Annotated in this window: 19 protein-coding genes; 11 read left to right on the top strand and 8 right to left on the bottom strand. The window is 63.9% G+C overall.

Annotated features, from left to right (window positions below):
- The first annotated feature begins 45 nt into the window (after positions 1 to 45).
- On the top strand, positions 46 to 1,251 hold the full coding sequence (locus ACR65T_RS06505; protein WP_434495715.1) for an O-succinylhomoserine sulfhydrylase: 1,206 nt from the start codon (positions 46 to 48) through the stop codon (positions 1,249 to 1,251).
- A 122-nt stretch (positions 1,252 to 1,373) separates the two neighbouring features.
- On the opposite strand, the gene ACR65T_RS06500 is transcribed toward ACR65T_RS06505, so the two are convergent.
- The 6 genes from ACR65T_RS06500 to ACR65T_RS06475 form a co-directional block, all read right to left on the bottom strand.
- On the bottom strand, positions 1,374 to 1,505 hold the full coding sequence (locus ACR65T_RS06500; protein ID WP_434495714.1) for a hypothetical protein: 132 nt from the start codon (positions 1,503 to 1,505) through the stop codon (positions 1,374 to 1,376).
- 114 nt (positions 1,506 to 1,619) lie between these two features.
- A complete protein-coding gene (locus ACR65T_RS06495; RefSeq protein WP_434495713.1) occupies positions 1,620 to 2,027 on the bottom strand; it encodes a hypothetical protein in 408 nt (135 codons plus the stop codon).
- 4 nt (positions 2,028 to 2,031) lie between these two features.
- Positions 2,032 to 2,259, bottom strand: a complete 228-nt coding sequence (locus ACR65T_RS06490; protein ID WP_434495712.1) for a hypothetical protein — start codon at positions 2,257 to 2,259, stop codon at positions 2,032 to 2,034.
- A 115-nt stretch (positions 2,260 to 2,374) separates the two neighbouring features.
- Complete coding sequence (locus ACR65T_RS06485) at positions 2,375 to 2,770, bottom strand: DUF2946 family protein (RefSeq protein ID WP_434495711.1); 396 nt, start codon at positions 2,768 to 2,770, stop codon at positions 2,375 to 2,377.
- Positions 2,771 to 2,899: 129 nt separating this feature from the next.
- Positions 2,900 to 5,485: a TonB-dependent receptor gene (locus ACR65T_RS06480; protein ID WP_434495710.1), complete on the bottom strand. Its 2,586-nt coding sequence runs from the start codon at positions 5,483 to 5,485 to the stop codon at positions 2,900 to 2,902.
- 146 nt (positions 5,486 to 5,631) lie between these two features.
- Entirely contained in the window at positions 5,632 to 5,997 is a 366-nt protein-coding gene (locus ACR65T_RS06475) for a hypothetical protein (protein ID WP_434495709.1), read from the bottom strand.
- Between the two features lie 190 nt (positions 5,998 to 6,187).
- Here ACR65T_RS06475 and apaG point away from each other — a divergent pair, with 190 nt between their 5' ends.
- Entirely contained in the window at positions 6,188 to 6,580 is a 393-nt protein-coding gene (apaG, locus tag ACR65T_RS06470) for a Co2+/Mg2+ efflux protein ApaG (protein ID WP_434495708.1), read from the top strand.
- 9 nt (positions 6,581 to 6,589) lie between these two features.
- Entirely contained in the window at positions 6,590 to 7,747 is a 1,158-nt protein-coding gene (argE, locus tag ACR65T_RS06465; protein ID WP_434495707.1) for an acetylornithine deacetylase, read from the top strand.
- A gap of 14 nt (positions 7,748 to 7,761) precedes the next feature.
- Here the strand turns inward: argE and ACR65T_RS06460 are convergent, their stop codons facing one another.
- The gene (locus ACR65T_RS06460; protein WP_434495706.1) at positions 7,762 to 8,127 is read right to left on the bottom strand and encodes a hypothetical protein; all 366 of its coding nucleotides are present in this window, start codon (positions 8,125 to 8,127) and stop codon (positions 7,762 to 7,764) included.
- A 359-nt stretch (positions 8,128 to 8,486) separates the two neighbouring features.
- Here ACR65T_RS06460 and yajC point away from each other — a divergent pair, with 359 nt between their 5' ends.
- The 7 genes from yajC to ACR65T_RS06425 are packed head-to-tail and all read left to right on the top strand — an operon-like array spanning position 8,487 to position 15,059.
- A complete protein-coding gene (gene yajC, locus ACR65T_RS06455) occupies positions 8,487 to 9,107 on the top strand; it encodes a preprotein translocase subunit YajC (RefSeq protein ID WP_434495705.1) in 621 nt (206 codons plus the stop codon).
- Between the two features lie 36 nt (positions 9,108 to 9,143).
- A complete protein-coding gene (gene secD, locus ACR65T_RS06450; protein ID WP_434495704.1) occupies positions 9,144 to 10,736 on the top strand; it encodes a protein translocase subunit SecD in 1,593 nt (530 codons plus the stop codon).
- Positions 10,737 to 10,749: 13 nt separating this feature from the next.
- Positions 10,750 to 11,817 (top strand): protein translocase subunit SecF, encoded by a 1,068-nt coding sequence (secF, locus tag ACR65T_RS06445; protein WP_434495703.1) that lies wholly within the window; start codon positions 10,750 to 10,752, stop codon positions 11,815 to 11,817.
- The gene (locus tag ACR65T_RS06440; protein WP_123176343.1) at positions 11,814 to 12,191 is read left to right on the top strand and encodes an Mth938-like domain-containing protein; all 378 of its coding nucleotides are present in this window, start codon (positions 11,814 to 11,816) and stop codon (positions 12,189 to 12,191) included. The genes secF and ACR65T_RS06440 overlap by 4 nt, the downstream gene beginning before the upstream one ends.
- A gap of 4 nt (positions 12,192 to 12,195) precedes the next feature.
- Positions 12,196 to 13,035, top strand: a complete 840-nt coding sequence (locus tag ACR65T_RS06435) for a phytoene/squalene synthase family protein (RefSeq protein ID WP_434495702.1) — start codon at positions 12,196 to 12,198, stop codon at positions 13,033 to 13,035.
- Positions 13,036 to 13,071: 36 nt separating this feature from the next.
- The gene (locus tag ACR65T_RS06430; protein ID WP_434495701.1) at positions 13,072 to 14,406 is read left to right on the top strand and encodes an ActS/PrrB/RegB family redox-sensitive histidine kinase; all 1,335 of its coding nucleotides are present in this window, start codon (positions 13,072 to 13,074) and stop codon (positions 14,404 to 14,406) included.
- A 59-nt stretch (positions 14,407 to 14,465) separates the two neighbouring features.
- Positions 14,466 to 15,059 carry an ActR/PrrA/RegA family redox response regulator transcription factor gene (locus ACR65T_RS06425; protein WP_434495700.1) on the top strand — a complete coding sequence of 198 codons (594 nt, stop codon included), beginning with the start codon at positions 14,466 to 14,468 and terminating at the stop codon, positions 15,057 to 15,059.
- Positions 15,060 to 15,064: 5 nt separating this feature from the next.
- Here the strand turns inward: ACR65T_RS06425 and ACR65T_RS06420 are convergent, their stop codons facing one another.
- The gene (locus tag ACR65T_RS06420; protein ID WP_434495699.1) at positions 15,065 to 15,538 is read right to left on the bottom strand and encodes an MmcB family DNA repair protein; all 474 of its coding nucleotides are present in this window, start codon (positions 15,536 to 15,538) and stop codon (positions 15,065 to 15,067) included.
- A 104-nt stretch (positions 15,539 to 15,642) separates the two neighbouring features.
- On the opposite strand from ACR65T_RS06420, the gene ACR65T_RS06415 reads away from it, so the two are divergent.
- Positions 15,643 to 16,728: a polyamine ABC transporter substrate-binding protein gene (locus tag ACR65T_RS06415; protein ID WP_434495698.1), complete on the top strand. Its 1,086-nt coding sequence runs from the start codon at positions 15,643 to 15,645 to the stop codon at positions 16,726 to 16,728.
- Positions 16,729 to 16,742: the final 14 nt, after the last annotated feature.

Genomic DNA, 16,742 nt, shown 5'->3' with positions numbered 1-16,742 from the left:
GCGCGCATCAAGCGAATGGCGCGCCTTCGCGCCGAGGGAGAACCAATGTCCGCCGACGCCCCGCCCCGCAGGCCGCTGAAACCCGCGACGCAACTCGTGCATGGCGGGACCCAGCGCTCTTCCTTCGGAGAATTGTCGGAGGCGCTCTATCTCACGCAGAGCTTCGCCTATCCGACGATGGAGGCGGCCGAGGCGCGCTTCAAGGGCGACGAGCCGGGCTTCATCTATTCGCGCTTCTCGAACCCCACCGTGGCGATGTTCGAGCAGCGCATGTGCCTTCTGGAGGGCACGGAAGCGGCCCGCGCCACGGCGAGCGGCATGGCGGCGGTGACCGCGAGCCTGCTCGCGCAGCTCAAAGCCGGCGACCATGTGGTTTCGGCGCGCGCGCTGTTCGGCTCCTGCCTCTATGTCATCGAGGACCTCCTGCCGCGACTGGGAATCGCTTCGACGCTCGTCGACGGCGCCGAGCTCGAACAATGGAAGGCGGCCGTCCGTCCTGAGACGAAGCTCTTCTTCCTGGAAAGCCCGACCAATCCCGGGCTGGAGGTCTATGACCTCAAGGGGATCGCCGACATTGCGCATGAGGCCGGCGCGAAGCTCGTGGTCGACAATGTCTTCGCCACGCCGCTCTTGCAAAAGCCCTTCGACTTCGGCGCCGACGTCGTCGTCTATTCCGCGACCAAGCACATCGATGGGCAAGGCCGATGTCTTGGCGGCGTGATTTTGGCCTCGCAGGCGCTGATTGAAGAGAGCGTCCACAATTTCCTGCGCCAGACCGGGCCGGCCATGTCGCCGTTCAACGCCTGGGTGATGCTGAAGGGCCTCGAGACCTTGCCGCTGCGTGTCGCGCAGCAGACCGCGAGCGCGGCCAAAATCGCCGACTTTCTGGCCGAGGAGAAGGCCGTCGGTCGCGTCCTCTACCCATTCCGCGCCGATCACCCGCAAGCCGATCTGGCGCGCCGCCAAATGTCGGGCGGCGGCACGCTGGTGAGCTTCGATATGGCGGGCGGCAAGGCCGCAGCGTTCCGCCTCGCCAATGCGCTGGACGTGATCAAGATTTCCAACAATCTCGGCGACGCCAAGAGCCTCATCACCCATCCGGCGACGACGACCCATCAGCGGCTGACGCCGGAAGCGCGCGCGTCGCTCGGCATCGGCGACGGCCTGCTGCGTCTTTCGGTCGGCCTCGAGGACGCCGACGATCTCGTCGACGATCTCGCCCGCGGGCTGTGGGCCGCCGCGCGCGCCTGAGCTTTACGGCTAGAGCGCTTCCCGATCACATGGAATCATGTGATCGATAAGGAATCGCTCAAAATCAAAATGTTAGAGCAGGTTCTCATCGAAAAAGTCTGTCAACTTTTTCGGAACCTGCTCTAGGCGCCAGGCCGCCTCTTGCGGCGGGCGGGAATTTTCGCCTCCTGCATCGCGCATTCGGCGACGAAGTAGGACACGGCAAGTATGGCGCAAAGCGCCTCAAGCACGACGCCCGTGATCAGTTCGTTCATCAGCATGCCCTTTGAAAAGCAATCGCGGCGGAATGGTGAAAGTCGAAGCGGCGGCCCGCGGCGGCGGCGGGAGAAGAGAATTGACGCCGACGCAGGCCGTTTCGCGACGCAGCGCTAGGCCTGCGGCGGCGCGCGCGGGCGGTGCGCTGGGCTGGGACGGGGCGTCGGCGCGACGCAGTCCGCCACCGTCCGCGCGAGCTTGAAGCTCGGGACGGGCGTCGCGCCGATCGGGCCGGGCCGCGCCGCGAGAGGCGCAAGACCGCTGCAAAACGCCTGACAGAGGATACAGGCGGAGCGATCGTCTTTGGGGCCCAGCCGCCCCGCAAGCGCGCCGGGTTGGGAGGCCCCCGGCGCGAAACAGATAAAGAGTTGGGCGACCAGACGGCCGCCGACGCCCGACTCGGCGACGCCGCGCGCGAGCGGCGCGACAGCCCAGAGCGACGCCGCCGAGAACAGCAGAATCGCACCAAGCCGCGCACGCGCGCGACGCAGCGAAGCGAGCCTGAACGCCGACGGAGACATCGGTTCAGGTCGCGTCGGTCAAAGGCCGCGAGAATCTCGCGCGGCGTTCGAGGTCGATGAGGCGAATGACGCGCTGGTCATTTCCACGCCACAGAGGCGCCGGCACGATGGCGGCGAGCGCCGCCATGCCGGGCGCATGCCCCGGCTGCGCGTGCTCCCGCTCGATGAGAGATTCCAGCGTCGCGCCGGCGACGACGCTTTCCCGGCCGCTCGGGCTACGTTTACGAAACATGGGCTCACTCCCGAATCCGCCGCTTTGGCGCGGCGTTGTCCTTAAGCTGCACCCGATGCTGCGCGCGCCCGGAGTCCGGGCGAGAGCGCAAAGCGGCGCGGCAGCGTGCGAAGGATCAGGAGTTGGCGGGAGGCGCTCGCGCCTGTCGGGAAAAATCCTGCAGGCGGGTCGGCAGGGCGCAGTCCGCCACCGTCCAATCAAGCGCTGTCCATTGGACGGGCGCCTTGCCGAGATGAATGACGCGCGCGGCCAGCGGCGCGACGCCATCGCAATGGTTTTGACAAAACAGACAGACGTCGCGGTGGCCCTTTGCGTGGCCTGGCGCCTGCGATCGGTCGCTCGAGGCGACGTCGGTAAAGCAAAATTCGCTGACGGCGTCGCCAGCTCCCAGTCGCGACGCGACCTGCGCCGCCGCAGGCGCGAAGGCCTGAACGGCCACCGCGAGCGCGAACAGCAGAACTGTCAGCCAGTTACGACGCATAAAGTCTCGAGCCTTGGAATCGGCGCGCATGCGGAATTCACATGCGCGCATTGATGTAAGCAAAAAGCGAAGGCCACGACAAGTTAATCTTGGAGCGACCGCCTCGCCGCGGCAAAGCGTCTCAGCAGGACGATCGCACGCTCGGAACGCCCGGGAGGCTTACCTAACTGCCGACGTGCCTCCGGAACCACCCCGGTCGATCGTTACGCCCGAACCGTCCGGGCCGCCGAAGTCATAGTTGAGCGCGATAAAGAAGGTGCGCTGCGGATAGGGATTGGGATTCACATAGGCCTTCCAGCGGCCAATGTTGTTCACGCCGACGGACAGCCACCAGTTCGTCTCGAGCCGGTATCTCGCCTTCATATCGAAAACGAGGATTTCACTGTCCACACTGCCGTAATTGTTGTGGTTGAAGTCGGTGTTCGCAAAGGTGACGAACGCCGGGGACGAATAGCGCGCGCCAAGGGCGAACGACATGTCGGGATTGGGGCTGTAGCTCGCGACGCCGCGGAAACGAATTCTGGGGACGCGGGGAAATTGATTGCCGGCATAGAGAATGCTGTCGAGATTGCCGCTCGACAGATTGGTCTGAATTTTTGCGTCGGTGAAGGTCAGGCCTCCCTCGAAATCCAGTCCCGGAACGAGAATGTCCTTCATATGCGCCGCCGCCTCGATACCGCGAAAGCGAACCTTGTCGAGGTTGGCGTTTTGCGAGACCTGGGTGCCGAAGATCGAGAGCGCGGTCTGGCTGGCGATGGCGTTCCAGCGGTCGTCGAGGAACAGGCTGATGCGCGGGTTGAAGAGCCCGATCGCGCCGCCGAACGCGTCGACCGTCCGATACTCGCCGGTCAGATCGTAACAGGTGCAAATTTCAGGCTGCAAATTCGGGTTGTTGATGAGCACCGAACTTGGGCTCGACAGAGACTGGAACAATTCTGTGACTGTCGGGAAGCGGTAGGCGCGCGCGATCGAGCCGCGCAAAGAGAGCTCTGGCGTAAAATAATATTCGAGCGCCGCCTTCGGCGAGAAGGCGCCCTTATAGGAATCCGGGAAATAGGTGATGTTCGCGGCTCTAAAGGGAAGGCCGACGATCGCCTGGCCCGCAGGGTTCGACGCGTTGGCGAACCCCCCAGTGCCATTCATGCCGCCAAAGGCGCGCCACCACTCGCCGCGCGCGCCGGCGGTGAATTTCCAGTCCGGCAGAGGCCGCCAGACTTCCTGAACGTAGAGGCCTTTGGTCTCGGTTTTGCCGAAGTTCAGCGCCTGGATCCCCATATAGTAATTATTGGGCCAGGACACGGTGCTGGTCTGCTTGGTCGCCAGCGAATAAAGATCGCCATGGGCGCCGAACGACACTTCGTGCTTACCGAGAATGTCGTAAGGCGGGCGCCAAATGAAGCGCGCGTCGCCGGTGCGCCAGAACGTTCCGCCATTATTGGTGTTCAGCCCGCGCGGATCGACGTTATAGGCGGTTCCCGCAGCGTTGACGCGCGGTCCGTAGGACTGCGCATTGTTGGTGAAATCGCGAAGGAAGTTGAATGACGTCGCCGACAAATCGAAATCGAAGACGCCGCCAGTGTCCTGTCTGAGCTCGAGCGCCTGCATCAGGTGGTTTGCGGCGCCGTGCCCGGGATTGACGCCGCCAGGCGTAACCGAAAACGGGCCAAGCTGCACGCGCCCGTTTTGGGTGTTGTAGATCGGCACGCCGTTCCTGTCGTTAATGAAGCTTTGGACGCTGGTGGTGTTGTTCAGCGTCCAGAAACCGACCTGATATTTGGCGCGCAGAAGCGGCAAGATGTCATAGGAGACTTTGACCTTCGCCAAATCGGTTTGGACATAATCGGCGCCTGCGGCTGCCGTAATGATGCGTGGACGACCCTGTTGGTCGAAGTCCTGGAAGCCGCCAGAGAACGCCGAACCTGTGCCCGGCGTCAGAAAATTGCCCGGAAATGTTTGCGCCTGTCCTTGATTGTCCAGGTGTTCATAGCCGACCCAGTAACGGAAGTCGTTGATGCGATCGCCGACCAGGACGTTTGTCACGCCGCCGAGATTGAGTTCTTTCCTGCCGTAGAGGCTGAACGGCTGCACCGCCACGGTGCCCATGGCGTGGACCTCAAAATCGTCCGGCATGCGCGTCGTCATCGTCAGCACGGCGCCGATCGAATTGCCCGGATAAAGCGCCGAGAACGGCCCGTACATCACATCGACGCGCGAAATTTCGGCCGGGGAAACCATGCCCCAGCGCGGCGCGAAGTTGTAGCTGTTGCCGAGCAGATTCGAGAGCAGCACATTGTCGGCATAGACAAGCACCAACGCACTCTGAATGGTGCCCGTGGTGCGCGTCGAGACGATCGCGTTGCGATCGCCAATATAGCGTTCGCGGACGAGAATTGACGGCATATATCTGAACGCGTCGGAAGACGTCATGATATTTGTGGTTTTTTGAATCTCTTTGCGCGTCCTGCTCTCGACCACCGCCGGAATGTTCGCCGGCAAGGTGCGGCTGAACGGCGCTGGCTTTGGCTCGGCGTAACGATCCGCCAAAGCAGGCCCCGGCACGGGCGCCGCGGTGGTGACGCGTCCCTGTCCGCCAACGGGTCGGCCGACAGGCCCCGGCCGCACAGGGCCGCGGACGCCGCCGACGCTGATCGTGGGAAGCGCCTGCTGCGCATCGGCGGCCGACGGGGCGAGTAGGCTAAGTACGGCGAAAGAGGTTCCTCCGAGGAGGCGAGAACGACGGATCATGACGGTGTTCCTTGGCGCCGACGCCAGTCGGCATAGGGAGAGTTGCCGCAGCGTTGAATGCAACGCGCACGCGGATCAGTGACGTGGAGGCTGCTTCGAGCAGCGGCGAGAACCCGGACTGCGCGCTCTTGCGCGCGTCAGCGGTCTCAGCCGCGAGAGAAGGGCGGCGCCCGTGCGCTATGCGCGCGCGAGGATCGCTCGGAGAGCGACCGCACCGCATATGTAGGCGCATCGATCAGCGCATATTCGCCCAGCGCCACAACATGGTCCGAGACCAGCGAAACCCAGGCCGGCGGCGGCTCCCCGCATAAGAGGCAGGATTGACAGTTGTGCCGATGGCCAAGCCGGTCGTTGGGCGCGGATTGTTCCCCTGCGCGCACCTGCTGGCAATGAGCTGCGAGCGTCTCTTCGGGAGAGATCGAAGCGGCGCGCGCCAGCCCGGCTCCGCCGGCGACGGTCTGGACGACCATGGCCAGGATAAGCAGCAGGGTGCGAAGCGTCGTGAGCCGCATTTTGATTCCGGTCAAAACTGACAACCCACTATTTACAATTCAGTGCGTGGCGGATACCCGCGGCGCGACGAAATGGGTCCGAAAGGCAGCTGGTGTGTCTATTGGGCCACAGTCTGTGATCGTTCGCGCGCCGACCATTGCCCAATCAAAAACGTTTCACTTTGCTGGCGCCCGTTCTAATCTTGCATCCATGTACATCTCCATCACCAGAGACATTCAGGTCACGGCGCTTCCCGACTTTCTGCCGGATCGCTCAGACCCCGACCAGGATCGCTACTTCTGGGCGTATACGATCGAGATCGCCAATCTCGGGCGCGTTCGCGTGCAGCTTTTGTCGCGTCACTGGATCGTCATCGACGCCAACGGTCGCCGCGAGGAAGTGCGCGGACCGGGCGTCGTCGGCGAACAGCCGGTGCTGGAGCCCGGGGAGACGTTTCGTTACGCCTCAGGCTGTCCGCTTGCCACGCCTTCGGGGATGATGCAGGGCAGCTATCGGATGATCACCGACGCCGGCGAAACCTTCGACGTCGAAGTGCCCGCTTTTTCGCTCGACAGTCCGCTGTCGCGTCCGACGCTGAATTAGGCCGGCGAGATGGAGCGCCTGGAAGACGCGATCGACCTGCTCTCCCGATTGGTCGCTTTTGACACGGTGAGCTCCAAATCCAATCTGCCGCTGATTGATTTCGTCGAAGCTTACCTGCGCGAACAGGAGGTGCGCTTCGTGCGTGCGCCGAACGCTTCCGGCGACAAGGCCGCCCTCTTCGTCACGATCGGCCCCGACGCTGACGGCGGCGTGCTCCTGTCCGGCCACACAGATGTCGTGCCGGTCGCCGGGCAAGCCTGGAGCGCCGACCCGTTCACGCTACGACGCGACGCGACGCGACTCTATGGGCGTGGCGCGGTGGACATGAAGGGGTTCGACGCCGCCTGTCTCGCGATGATTCCTGAATTCAAGGCGGCGCGGCTGTCTCGCCCGATCCACATACTCTTGAGCTATGACGAGGAGACCACCTGTCTCGGTCCTCTCGACGTCATCGCGCGGTTCGGGGCCGACCTGCCGCTTCCATCAGCCGTGATCGTCGGCGAACCGACGTCGATGGAGGTCGCCGACGCGCATAAGAGCGTCGCCACCTATGTGACGCGCGTGCGCGGGTTCGAGATCCATTCGGCGAATCTGCATCGCGGCGTCAGCGCCGTGCATGTCGCCTGCAAACTCGTGTGCGAGCTGGAGCGCCTCGGCGAGGAGTTGCGCGCGGCAGGCGATCCGAGCGGGCGTTTCGATCCGCCCTTCTCGACCATTCACGTCGGCGTGATTCACGGCGGAACGGCGCGCAATATCGTCGCCAAGGACTGCGAATTCCAATGGGAGTTTCGAGCGTTGCCCGGCGCGCCGGCGAATTTCGCCTACGACCGGCTGGAAAACTATTGCGAGGAGCTGAGGCAGACGTTTTTCGTCGGCTTTCCCGACGCCGGCGTCGAGACCACGATCGAGAATCAGGTGCCGGGGCTCGCGCCGCAGCCGGGCTCCGAGGCGGAGACCCTGACGCTGCGGCTCGCCAGGCGCAATGCGACGATCGCCGTCCCTTATGCGACCGAAGCCGGTCAGTTTCAGCGCGCGGGCGTAGCTGCGGTCGTCTGCGGCCCTGGCCGCATCGACCAGGCGCACCAGCCCGACGAATTTATCGACATCGCCGAGCTGGCCGCCTGTCTTAAGTTCCTGCGCGGCCTAGCGCAGCAACTTCGCGCATAAGCGTCCTTCGTTAGTTAGCCGCAGACCCATATCCAGGCCTGGCGGTAGGGATGCCAGCGCCAGCAACTGCCCACGCCGTAATCCCACCAGCGTCCGCGCCACCAGCGTCCGCCGCCGTGGTGACCGCCGCCGCCCCAGCCGCCGTGGTGACCGCCGCCGCCGCCCCAGCCGCCGTGGGGACCATGGCCGCCGCCGCCCCAGCCGCCGCCGCCTTGGCCGCCGCCGCCTTGGCCACCCCCACCATGGCCGCCGCCGCCATGGCCGCCGCCGCCGCCTTGGCCACCGCCGCCATGCCCGCCTCCAGCGGCGCCGGCCGTAACGGGCATCGCCAGCGCGCCGATGAGCGCCGCGACCAGAGAAATGTTCTTGAAAGCTGACATGACTCCACCTTCCATTGAATGGCTCAGCACAGTCCGCGGATCGGCGGGAGGCTTGGACTGAGGCATGACCCCACAGCTCTATGTGGAGTCGTTTCTATAATTTGCGAGCGATCCCTCTCCGGCGCCGCAAGTAAGCGGCTTCGCGAAAGCGCCCTTAAGGCGCCTTACACTGACTATGCTCTCCAGCGGCGAAGGACTGTGCGTGGCCGCATATTCGGTTGCTCGCGCTTATGCGCGCGCATCGCCTGAAGTCGGCCGCGCGCCATTGCTTTCGTGAAGTGAGCGGCTATAGTCCGCGCCCGTTCGGCGCTTGGAAATAATCCGCGTCGGGCTCCGAGCCCTTTAAAGAGATTTTCGCGATGAAGCTGATCCCGGACGCTTTGGCCCAAGCCCAGACGCCCTCACCACCTGCCGCCGAGACGCCTACGAGCCCGCCGGCCCAGCCGACGGCGCCTTCCACGCCGACGTCGCCAACTCCGCCACATCCGCCAACCGCCACCCAGACGGGTCAAACCGTCGAGACGCAGCCCGAAGAGCATCAACCTCCGACCATGCCGGAGATGCTCGGGCAGCTTATTCCCATCTTCGTGGTGATGGGCATCGTCTACATCTTGGTGATCCGCCCGCGCTCCCGACGCGAGAAGGAGCAGCTCGCGCAGCTGCGCAACGTCCGACGCGGGGACACGCTCGTCACCACGAGCGGAATCGTCGCCAAGGTGACGAAATCCATCGACGACGCTGAAATCGAGGTCGAGATCGCGCCCAACGTGCGGGTGCGCATGCTGCGCACGGCCGTCGCCGAAGTGCGCGCCAAGGGCGAACCCGTAAGAGAGGAGACGCCGCCGACGGCCAAGACTGGCGGGGCCAAAGGCGGCGGAAAGTCGGCGAAGTCTGGTGAGACCAAGTCGAGCGACGTCAAGACCGGCAACGGCAAGGCGGGCGACAAGCCCGGAGACGCCGGATCCGGCTCACAGAGCTGACGCGGGTCCTTTCGATCACTAGCCGATAGCAGGACAATGCTGCGATTCTCGACCTGGAAATTTCTCGCCATTGTGGCGATGACTGTCGCCGCGGTGCTTGTCGTCGCGCCGAGCATGTTGTCGCCGTCCCATTATGAAGAGCTGAAGTCGCGCCTGCCCGCCTGGCTTACGCCTCCGACCATCGTGCTCGGCCTCGACCTGCAGGGCGGCTCGCATGTGACGCTCGAAGTGGATCAGGCGGATCTCATCAGCACGCAGGTGAAAAATCTGCGCGATGACGTGCGCCGAATCCTGCGCGAAGAAAAGGTCGCCATCACCGGCGGCATCGGAACGACTGCCCGCGGCGTACAGGTGCGCGTCGCCGACCCCGCGGATCGCGAGAAAGTCCTTCCAAAATTGCGGCAGCTGCGCAACAGCTTCAGCGGCGCTCTCATGGGCGGGCCTTCGCCGCTCGACGTCGAGGCGTCGCCGGACGGCCTCATCCGCGTGACCGTCACCGACGCGGGCATCACGGACAAGTCGCGCAAGGCCGTAGAGCAATCGATCGAAGTCATTCGGCGGCGCGTCGACGCCCTCGGCACGCGCGAGCCGAGCATTCAGCGTCAGGGCGACGACCGCGTGCTGGTGCAGGTGCCGGGCCTTCAGGACCCTGAAACGCTCAAGGAAATCCTCGGCAAAACCGCGAAGCTCGAATTCCGCCTCGTCGCCGATCCGGGCCAAAATCCGTCGGAAGTCGAGGAGCTCGATCAGGTCGAACAGGAAGGCAAGCTCGGCGTCGAGAAGCAGGTGATGGTCAAGGGCGAGGATCTGACGGACGCGCAGCCGGGATTCGACCAGCAAAGAAGCGGCGAGCCGGTCGTCAATTTTCGCTTCAACATCCGCGGCGCCCAGGCCTTCGGCGAAGTGACCTCCAAGAACGTCGGGCGCCTGTTCGCGATCATCCTCGACAACAAGATCATTTCCGCGCCGCGGATCTTGACGCCGATCACCGGCGGCTCCGGCCAGATTTCCGGGCGCTTCACCGTCGAACAGGCGAACAACCTTGCGATCCTGCTGCGCGCCGGCGCGCTGCCGGCGAAGCTCAACATCGTCGAAGAGCGCACCGTCGGTCCGGGCCTCGGCCAGGACTCGATCGACGCCGGCAAACGCGCCGCCTATGTCGGCGCGGGCCTCGTCGTCGTCTACATGCTCGTCACCTACGGCGTCTTTGGCGTCTTCGCCAATCTCGCGCTGTTTGTGCACATCGCCTTCATTTTCGCCGGACTCGTGCTGCTCGGCTCGACGTTGACGCTGCCGGGCATCGCGGGAATCGTGCTGACGATCGGCATGGCGGTCGATTCGAACGTGCTGATCTACGAGCGCATACGCGAGGAGAATCACGCCGGGCGCTCCATCCTCGCCTCGCTCGACGCGGGCTTCACGCGCGCCTTCGCGACCATCGTCGACTCCAACGTCACCATGTTCGTTGCGGCGGCGATCCTCTATTTTCTTGGCTCGGGACCGGTGCGCGGCTTCGCCGTGTCGCTTGCGCTCGGCATTCTGACGACCATCGTCACCGCGGTGACCATGACGCGCATGATGATCGCCGTCTGGTATCATTACGCGCGGCCGACAAAACTGCCGATCTGAAGGGGCGACATTTATGAAACTTCTGCGCCTCGCGCCGGAGAACACCAAGTTCCCGTTCATGCGGTTCCGCCGCGTGAGCTATCCATTCTCGGCCGTGCTGTCGCTGATCGCGGTCGCCCTCTTCGTCTTCAAGGGCATGAATTTCGGCATCGACTTCGCCGGCGGCACGGTGATCGAACTGCGCGCGAAATCCGGCGCCGCGGAAGTCGGCACGCTGCGCACGCTTGGCGAAGGCCTCCAGCTGGGCGACATCGAGGTGCAGGCGTTCGGGAATCCGGCAGACGCCACATTGCGCTTCGGTCTGCAGCCGGGCGGCGACGTCGCCCAGCAGGCGGCGGTGGAGCGCGTGCGTGGCGCCGTCGGCGGATATTATGATTTGCGCCGCGTCGAGGTCGTCGGCCCGCGCGTCTCAAACGAATTGGTGCAGTCCGGCACGCTCGGCGTCGTGCTGTCGATCATCGCGGTGCTGACCTATCTTTGGTTCCGCTTCGAATGGCAATTCGCGATCGGGGCCGTGATCGCGACGATGCACGATCTGCTGCTCACCGTCGGCTTTTTCTCGATCACGCAGCTCGAATTCAACACCACATCGATCGCCGCGATCTTGACCATCGTCGGCTACTCGCTGAACGAAACCGTGGTGGTGCTCGACCGAATTCGCGAGAACATGCGCAAATACAAGAAACTGCCGACAGCGCAGATGGTCGACATGTCGATCAACGCGGTCCTGCCGCGCACGATCATGACCGCGACGACGGTGATGCTTGCGCTGTTCGCGCTCGTCGCCTTCGGCGGCCAAGTGATCCGTTCGTTCTCGGTCGCGATGATTTGGGGCATTTTCGTCGCGACCTACTCGTCAATCTTCATCTGCTCGCCGATGTTGATCTATCTCGGGCTGCGCAATGAAGGCGCCGACAAGGCGGCGCAGAAGCACGAGACGGAGCGCAAGGCCGACGCAGCAGTTTCCGCGCGCGAGGACGTTGCGGAAGCGCCGGTCTCCGCGCCGACGAAGTCCGCTGAAAAGACGCCCGCGCCCTCTCGGACGGCGTCCGGCAAACGCGCCAAGACGAGGCCGGCTTGACGGGCGGGTCCGGCGGCTATGTTCCCGGCCGTCACAAAATCGATGACTATGGCGGCGGCGGCTTCCGCTTCGCCGACATGTCCCACCGCGGCTCTATTCTCGCGCTGCCCTCCGGCGTGCGCGCCGTGCCTCTGACCAGCGCCGCGGAGATCGACGACTCTATGATCGATAGCGCGCTTTCCGAAAGCGGCGGCCTCGACGTGTTTGTCGTCGGCACCGGGAAGGATTTGCTGCCGCTTGCCGGCGGCCTGCGCGCCAAGCTGCGCGCGGCGGGCGTCGGTTGCGAAACCATGGCGACGGGAGCCGCCGTGCGGACCTACAATGTGCTCGTCGACGAGAATCGGCGAGTCGGCGCGTTGCTGATCGCCGTGTGACATCATGACCGCCGCCTCGCAGGAGCATTATGTGCAATGCGAGGAACTGCTGCGCGCGCGTGATCGCGACCTCTGGCTCGCCTGCCTCTTTGCCCCCCGGGACGCGCGCCCGCACATTCATGCGCTCTACGCCTTCGCCCAGGAAATGGCGGACGTCAGCGGCAAGGTCACGCAACCGCTGCTCGGCGAAATGCGGCTGCAGTGGTGGGTCGACGCGCTGGAGGCCGACGCCGCGCAAGGCGAAGGCGTGCGCGCCAATCCCCTGGCCGATGCGCTGATCGACACGATCGAGCGATTCTCCCTGCCCCGCGACGAATTCGTCGCGCTGGCGCAGGCGCATATCTTTGATCTCTACGACGATGCGATGCCGACTTGGACGGCGCTCGAAGACTATTGCCGCGCTACGGCGTCGGCCCCGATTCGCTGGGCGGCGCGAATTCTCGGCGCAGATCTTCAAGCGCCGTCGGCGGGGGCTTTCGAAGAGGCGGGAGTCGCGCTCGGCCTCACGCGAATCTTGCGCGCTCTTCCCGAGGTTCCCCAACAGGAGAAATTCCTGCCGGACGAGGCCTTCGCGCGTGACGGCGACCCCTCAGGCCGGCGCAGCGAGCTTGGTCCGATCGTGAAGAAATTGGACGCGCTGGCGCAGTCCCACTATGAGCAGGCGCGCCGGCTGGCCGTCGATCTCGGACCCGCCCGCGCCGCGCTGCTCCCGTGCGCCACCGCTCCACTTTATCTGGAGCGGCTGGCGCGAAGCGACTACGATCCGTTTCGGCCGCTTGGCGAACCCTCGCCGCTGCGGCGACAGTGGCGCATCTGGCGCGCGTCGCGCGGCGTGGGATTGTGACGCGCGCCAAATGCAGCGCTCCATGGAATTACTGAAATGACAACCGTCGAATATGATTATGACGCCCGGCGCCTGCGCATGGAGACGCTGCTCATGCTCCGCTGGGTGGCCATCACCGGTCAGGCGGCGGCATGTATCGGCGTCTATTTCGTACTGGGATTCGATTTTCCCGTCGGCCTCTGCTTCGTCTTCATCACGGCCTCGGCGACGCTCAACATCGGCATGCGCTTTGGCACGCCGCGCAGTTTCCGCCTCGGCGACGTCGAGGCCGCCGTGCTGCTGGGTTACGACATCATCCAGCTGGGATTTCTGCTCTATCTCACCGGCGGCCTGACGAATAGCTTCGCGATGTTGTTTTTGACGCCGGTGATCATCTCGGCGGTTTCGCTGCCAAGCAACCTGACGCTGCTGCTCGGCATCGTCATGATCGCGGTCGCGACGGTGCTCACGGTCGAATATTATCCTTTGCCCTGGCATGCCGACGAAAAGCTGACGTTCCCCCTCCTCTACCGCACCGGCGTCTGGGCCGCGCTCGCGCTCAGCGCGGCGTTCATCGGCATCTACGCCGCGCGGGTGTCGGACGAGGCGCGACTCCTGGCCGACGCGCTCGCGGCGACGGAATTGGTGCTTGAGCGCGAGCAGCACCTCTCGCAACTCGACGGCCTCGCCGCCGCCGCCGCGCATGAACTTGGCACCCCGCTCGCGACCATTACGCTGATCATCAAAGAATTGCAGAATTCCCTGCCAGAGAATGCGCCGGCGCTGCGCGACGACCTCGCGCTCCTGGCGCAGGAAACGGCGCGCTGTCGGGAGATCCTGGGCAAGCTGGCCTCGCTTGGCGCAACGGACCAGAGCAGCGTCATGAATCTGCTGTCGATCGACACGCTGATCCAGGAGGTGGTTGAGCCGCAGCGTGAAATCGGCGTCGAGGTCGAAATTTCCAAAAATGGGCCCTCGGACCCGCCGGTGCTGGCGCGTAATCCAGCGATTCTTTATGGACTGGGCAACCTTGTCGAAAACGCGATGGACTTCGCCCGTTCACGCGTGAAGATCGACGCTTGGTGGAGTTCAAGCTACGTGACGATCGCCATTCAGGACGATGGGCCCGGCTACTCTCCAGACATTCTTGATCGTCTCGGGGACCCGTATCTGCGGGGTCGGCCGCTCGAACGGCGCACGAAAAACGATGCCGAGTCAGGGCTTGGCCTCGGCCTCTTCATCGCCAAAACCCTGTTGGAGCGCTCGGGCGCTACAGTCGAAACAATGAATGTTTCTCCGCCGCGCACCGGCGCAATCGCCAAAATCACGTGGCCGCGCGCCGCGCTCGAGCCCGCCGCGGCCAGGCCAAGGCTTCCCCAACAGGACAAATAGAATCGACGCGACGCTGGCGATAAGCTAGATTTGACAAAAATCAGGGTTGGAAACGCGCGATGTCGACCGAAGAAATTAAGGCGGATCGAGAAGGCGTCTCGGAACCTGAGCAAGTTCCAACGCTGCCACAGGATCGTTCACTGCTGATCCTGGATGACGACAAGCCGTTTCTTGGCAGATTGACGCGTGCGATGGAGGCCCGCGGCTTTCTGGTGACGCCCTGCGAAACGGTCGCCGAGGGTCTTGCCGCCCTTGAGACGAACCCGCCGGCGTTCGCCATCATCGACATGCGGCTTGACGACGGCAATGGCCTCGACGTCATCTCAAAGCTGAAGACATCACGTCCCGACGCGCGCGGAATCATCTTAACCGGCTACGGCAACATCGCGACTGCGGTGACCGCGGTTAAGCTCGGCGCCTTCGACTATCTGGCGAAGCCCGCCGACGCCGATGAAATCTATCACGCGCTGATGGCGACGCAGGTCGACAAACCCGACGCTCAAGAAAACCCCATGTCCGCCGACCGCGTGCGGTGGGAGCATATCCAGAGGGTTTTCGAGTCTTGCGACCGCAACGTCTCCGAGACCGCGCGGCGCCTCAACATGCACCGCCGGACCCTGCAACGCATTCTCGCCAAGCGTGCGCCCCGCTGACGGCTTTAATTCGCCTGTTCGTCGCCGAAGGCCAGCAGGCAGTAACGGTCGGCCGCCATCGTCGCGAAGCGTAACAGCATCGAGCGTCGACGCGCGGGCGCGAGGGGGAAAGCCGGCGCCTCGCGCGTCAGTAGCGCCCCGTGGGCGTCCGCGACGATCAAGCCCGCATCGTTTGGAAAAATCGCTGGATCGAGCGATGCGGGGATCGCGAAATAGAACCGATCGCAAAAGCCGCGATACTGCGGCCATTTAAGATCCGCATGAAAGTCGGCGTAGCTCGACTTGACCTCGACGATGCGCAGGACGCCGTCGGAAGCGAGCGCGATGAGATCGGCGCGTCGGCCGTTCGGCAGGGGCGCTTCGCAAACGACCGAAAAGCCGCAGGCCCTCAGATAACGGCGGGCGCCGCGGGCCACGCATTTGGTCACGTCGGCGCGGCTTTCGCGCCCCGTCGCGCGTTTTACGAGGATCGCGGTCATATTGTCTCCGCTGACGTGCCGCCCGCTCAAGCCAGCATGGCGCGTCGCCAAAGCGCGCGCAACCATGATAGGTTCGCCCCATTGATCCACTACAGGCTTGTCGCATGAAACGGCTTCTTCTCGCATGCCTCCTCACGCTCGTCGCCGCAACATCGCCCGTCCTGGGCGCAGAGCGCGTCGTCAACATTTTCAATTGGAGCGATTACATCGATCCAAGCGTGCTCGAGGACTTCACCCGAGAGACCGGAATCAAAGTCATTTACGACACCTATGACTCGAACGAGATGCTCGAGGCGCGGCTTCTTGCCGGCGACACCGGCTACGATGTGGTCGTGCCGTCGGCGACGTTCCTCCAGCGGCAGATCGCAGCCGGCGTCCTGCAGCCGATCGACAGAAGCAAGCTCGTCAACGCGCGCAATGTCTGGCCCGAGATCGACTCCAGACTTTCGCGTTTCGATCCGGGGAACCGCCACGCCATCAACTACATGTGGTACACGACGGGCGTCGCTTACGATGTCGCGAAGGTCCAGGAGCGGCTTGGCAAGCCGATAACGAGCTGGGATCAGGTCCTACGACCGGAGAATTTAAAGAAGCTCGCCGACTGCGGCGTCTACATGCTCGACAGTCCGGAGGACATGTTCGCGATCGCGCTCAACTACCTGAAGCTCGATCCGAATTCGAAAAATCCGAAGGACCTTTCGCGGGCCGCCACCCTCTTAGGAAGTCTGCGCCGCTATGTGAAGAAATTTCATTCCTCTGAATATATCAATGCGCTGGCGAACGGCGACATTTGCGTCGCCATCGGTTGGTCGGGCGACAGCCTGCAAGCGCGCAATCGCGCCCGCGAGGCCGGAACCGACGTCGATATCGCTTACGTGATTCCGACTGAAGGTTCGCTCCTGTCGCTGGACAATCTCGCGATTCCAAAGGATGCGCGCCATCTCGACGAAGCCTATCTCTTCATCGACTATCTGCTTCGACCGGACATCGCCGCGCGCAATTCGATCGCCACCAATTTCGCCAATGGCGTCGCGCCGTCGCGACCGCTGATTGACAAGGCGGTCGCGAATGATCCGTCGGTCTATCCAAACGACCTCACCATGCGGCGCCTGTTTACCGTCACGGCGCCCGATCAGACAGTTCAGAAACTGATCACCCGAATGTGGACGACGGTGAAGACCGGACGATGAAAAGATCCGGCGCC

This window comes from Methylocystis sp. (assembly GCF_051061285.1).
In the GTDB taxonomy this organism is placed as follows: domain Bacteria; phylum Pseudomonadota; class Alphaproteobacteria; order Rhizobiales; family Beijerinckiaceae; genus Methylocystis.
Note: the sequence above shows the minus strand (reverse complement) of the source record. Positions and strands in the feature narration are given on the sequence as shown.

Excerpts from the sequence above, each read along its gene's own strand:
- ACR65T_RS06420 (WP_434495699.1), bottom strand. The coding sequence starts at position 15,538 with ATGACCGCGATCCTCGTAAAACGCGCGACGGGGCGCGAAAGCCGCGCC.
- ACR65T_RS06475 (WP_434495709.1), bottom strand. The coding sequence starts at position 5,997 with ATGCGGCTCACGACGCTTCGCACCCTGCTGCTTATCCTGGCCATGGTC.
- ACR65T_RS06480 (WP_434495710.1), bottom strand. The coding sequence starts at position 5,485 with ATGATCCGTCGTTCTCGCCTCCTCGGAGGAACCTCTTTCGCCGTACTT.
- ACR65T_RS06500 (WP_434495714.1), bottom strand. The coding sequence starts at position 1,505 with ATGAACGAACTGATCACGGGCGTCGTGCTTGAGGCGCTTTGCGCCATA.
- ACR65T_RS06495 (WP_434495713.1), bottom strand. The coding sequence starts at position 2,027 with ATGTCTCCGTCGGCGTTCAGGCTCGCTTCGCTGCGTCGCGCGCGTGCG.
- ACR65T_RS06435 (WP_434495702.1), top strand. The coding sequence starts at position 12,196 with ATGACCGCCGCCTCGCAGGAGCATTATGTGCAATGCGAGGAACTGCTG.
- argE (WP_434495707.1), top strand. The coding sequence starts at position 6,590 with ATGGAGCGCCTGGAAGACGCGATCGACCTGCTCTCCCGATTGGTCGCT.
- secF (WP_434495703.1), top strand. The coding sequence starts at position 10,750 with ATGAAACTTCTGCGCCTCGCGCCGGAGAACACCAAGTTCCCGTTCATG.
- ACR65T_RS06505 (WP_434495715.1), top strand. The coding sequence starts at position 46 with ATGTCCGCCGACGCCCCGCCCCGCAGGCCGCTGAAACCCGCGACGCAA.
- ACR65T_RS06430 (WP_434495701.1), top strand. The coding sequence starts at position 13,072 with ATGACAACCGTCGAATATGATTATGACGCCCGGCGCCTGCGCATGGAG.
- ACR65T_RS06490 (WP_434495712.1), bottom strand. The coding sequence starts at position 2,259 with ATGTTTCGTAAACGTAGCCCGAGCGGCCGGGAAAGCGTCGTCGCCGGC.
- ACR65T_RS06485 (WP_434495711.1), bottom strand. The coding sequence starts at position 2,770 with ATGCGCGCCGATTCCAAGGCTCGAGACTTTATGCGTCGTAACTGGCTG.
- ACR65T_RS06460 (WP_434495706.1), bottom strand. The coding sequence starts at position 8,127 with ATGTCAGCTTTCAAGAACATTTCTCTGGTCGCGGCGCTCATCGGCGCG.
- ACR65T_RS06415 (WP_434495698.1), top strand. The coding sequence starts at position 15,643 with ATGAAACGGCTTCTTCTCGCATGCCTCCTCACGCTCGTCGCCGCAACA.
- yajC (WP_434495705.1), top strand. The coding sequence starts at position 8,487 with ATGAAGCTGATCCCGGACGCTTTGGCCCAAGCCCAGACGCCCTCACCA.
- secD (WP_434495704.1), top strand. The coding sequence starts at position 9,144 with ATGCTGCGATTCTCGACCTGGAAATTTCTCGCCATTGTGGCGATGACT.
- ACR65T_RS06425 (WP_434495700.1), top strand. The coding sequence starts at position 14,466 with ATGTCGACCGAAGAAATTAAGGCGGATCGAGAAGGCGTCTCGGAACCT.
- apaG (WP_434495708.1), top strand. The coding sequence starts at position 6,188 with ATGTACATCTCCATCACCAGAGACATTCAGGTCACGGCGCTTCCCGAC.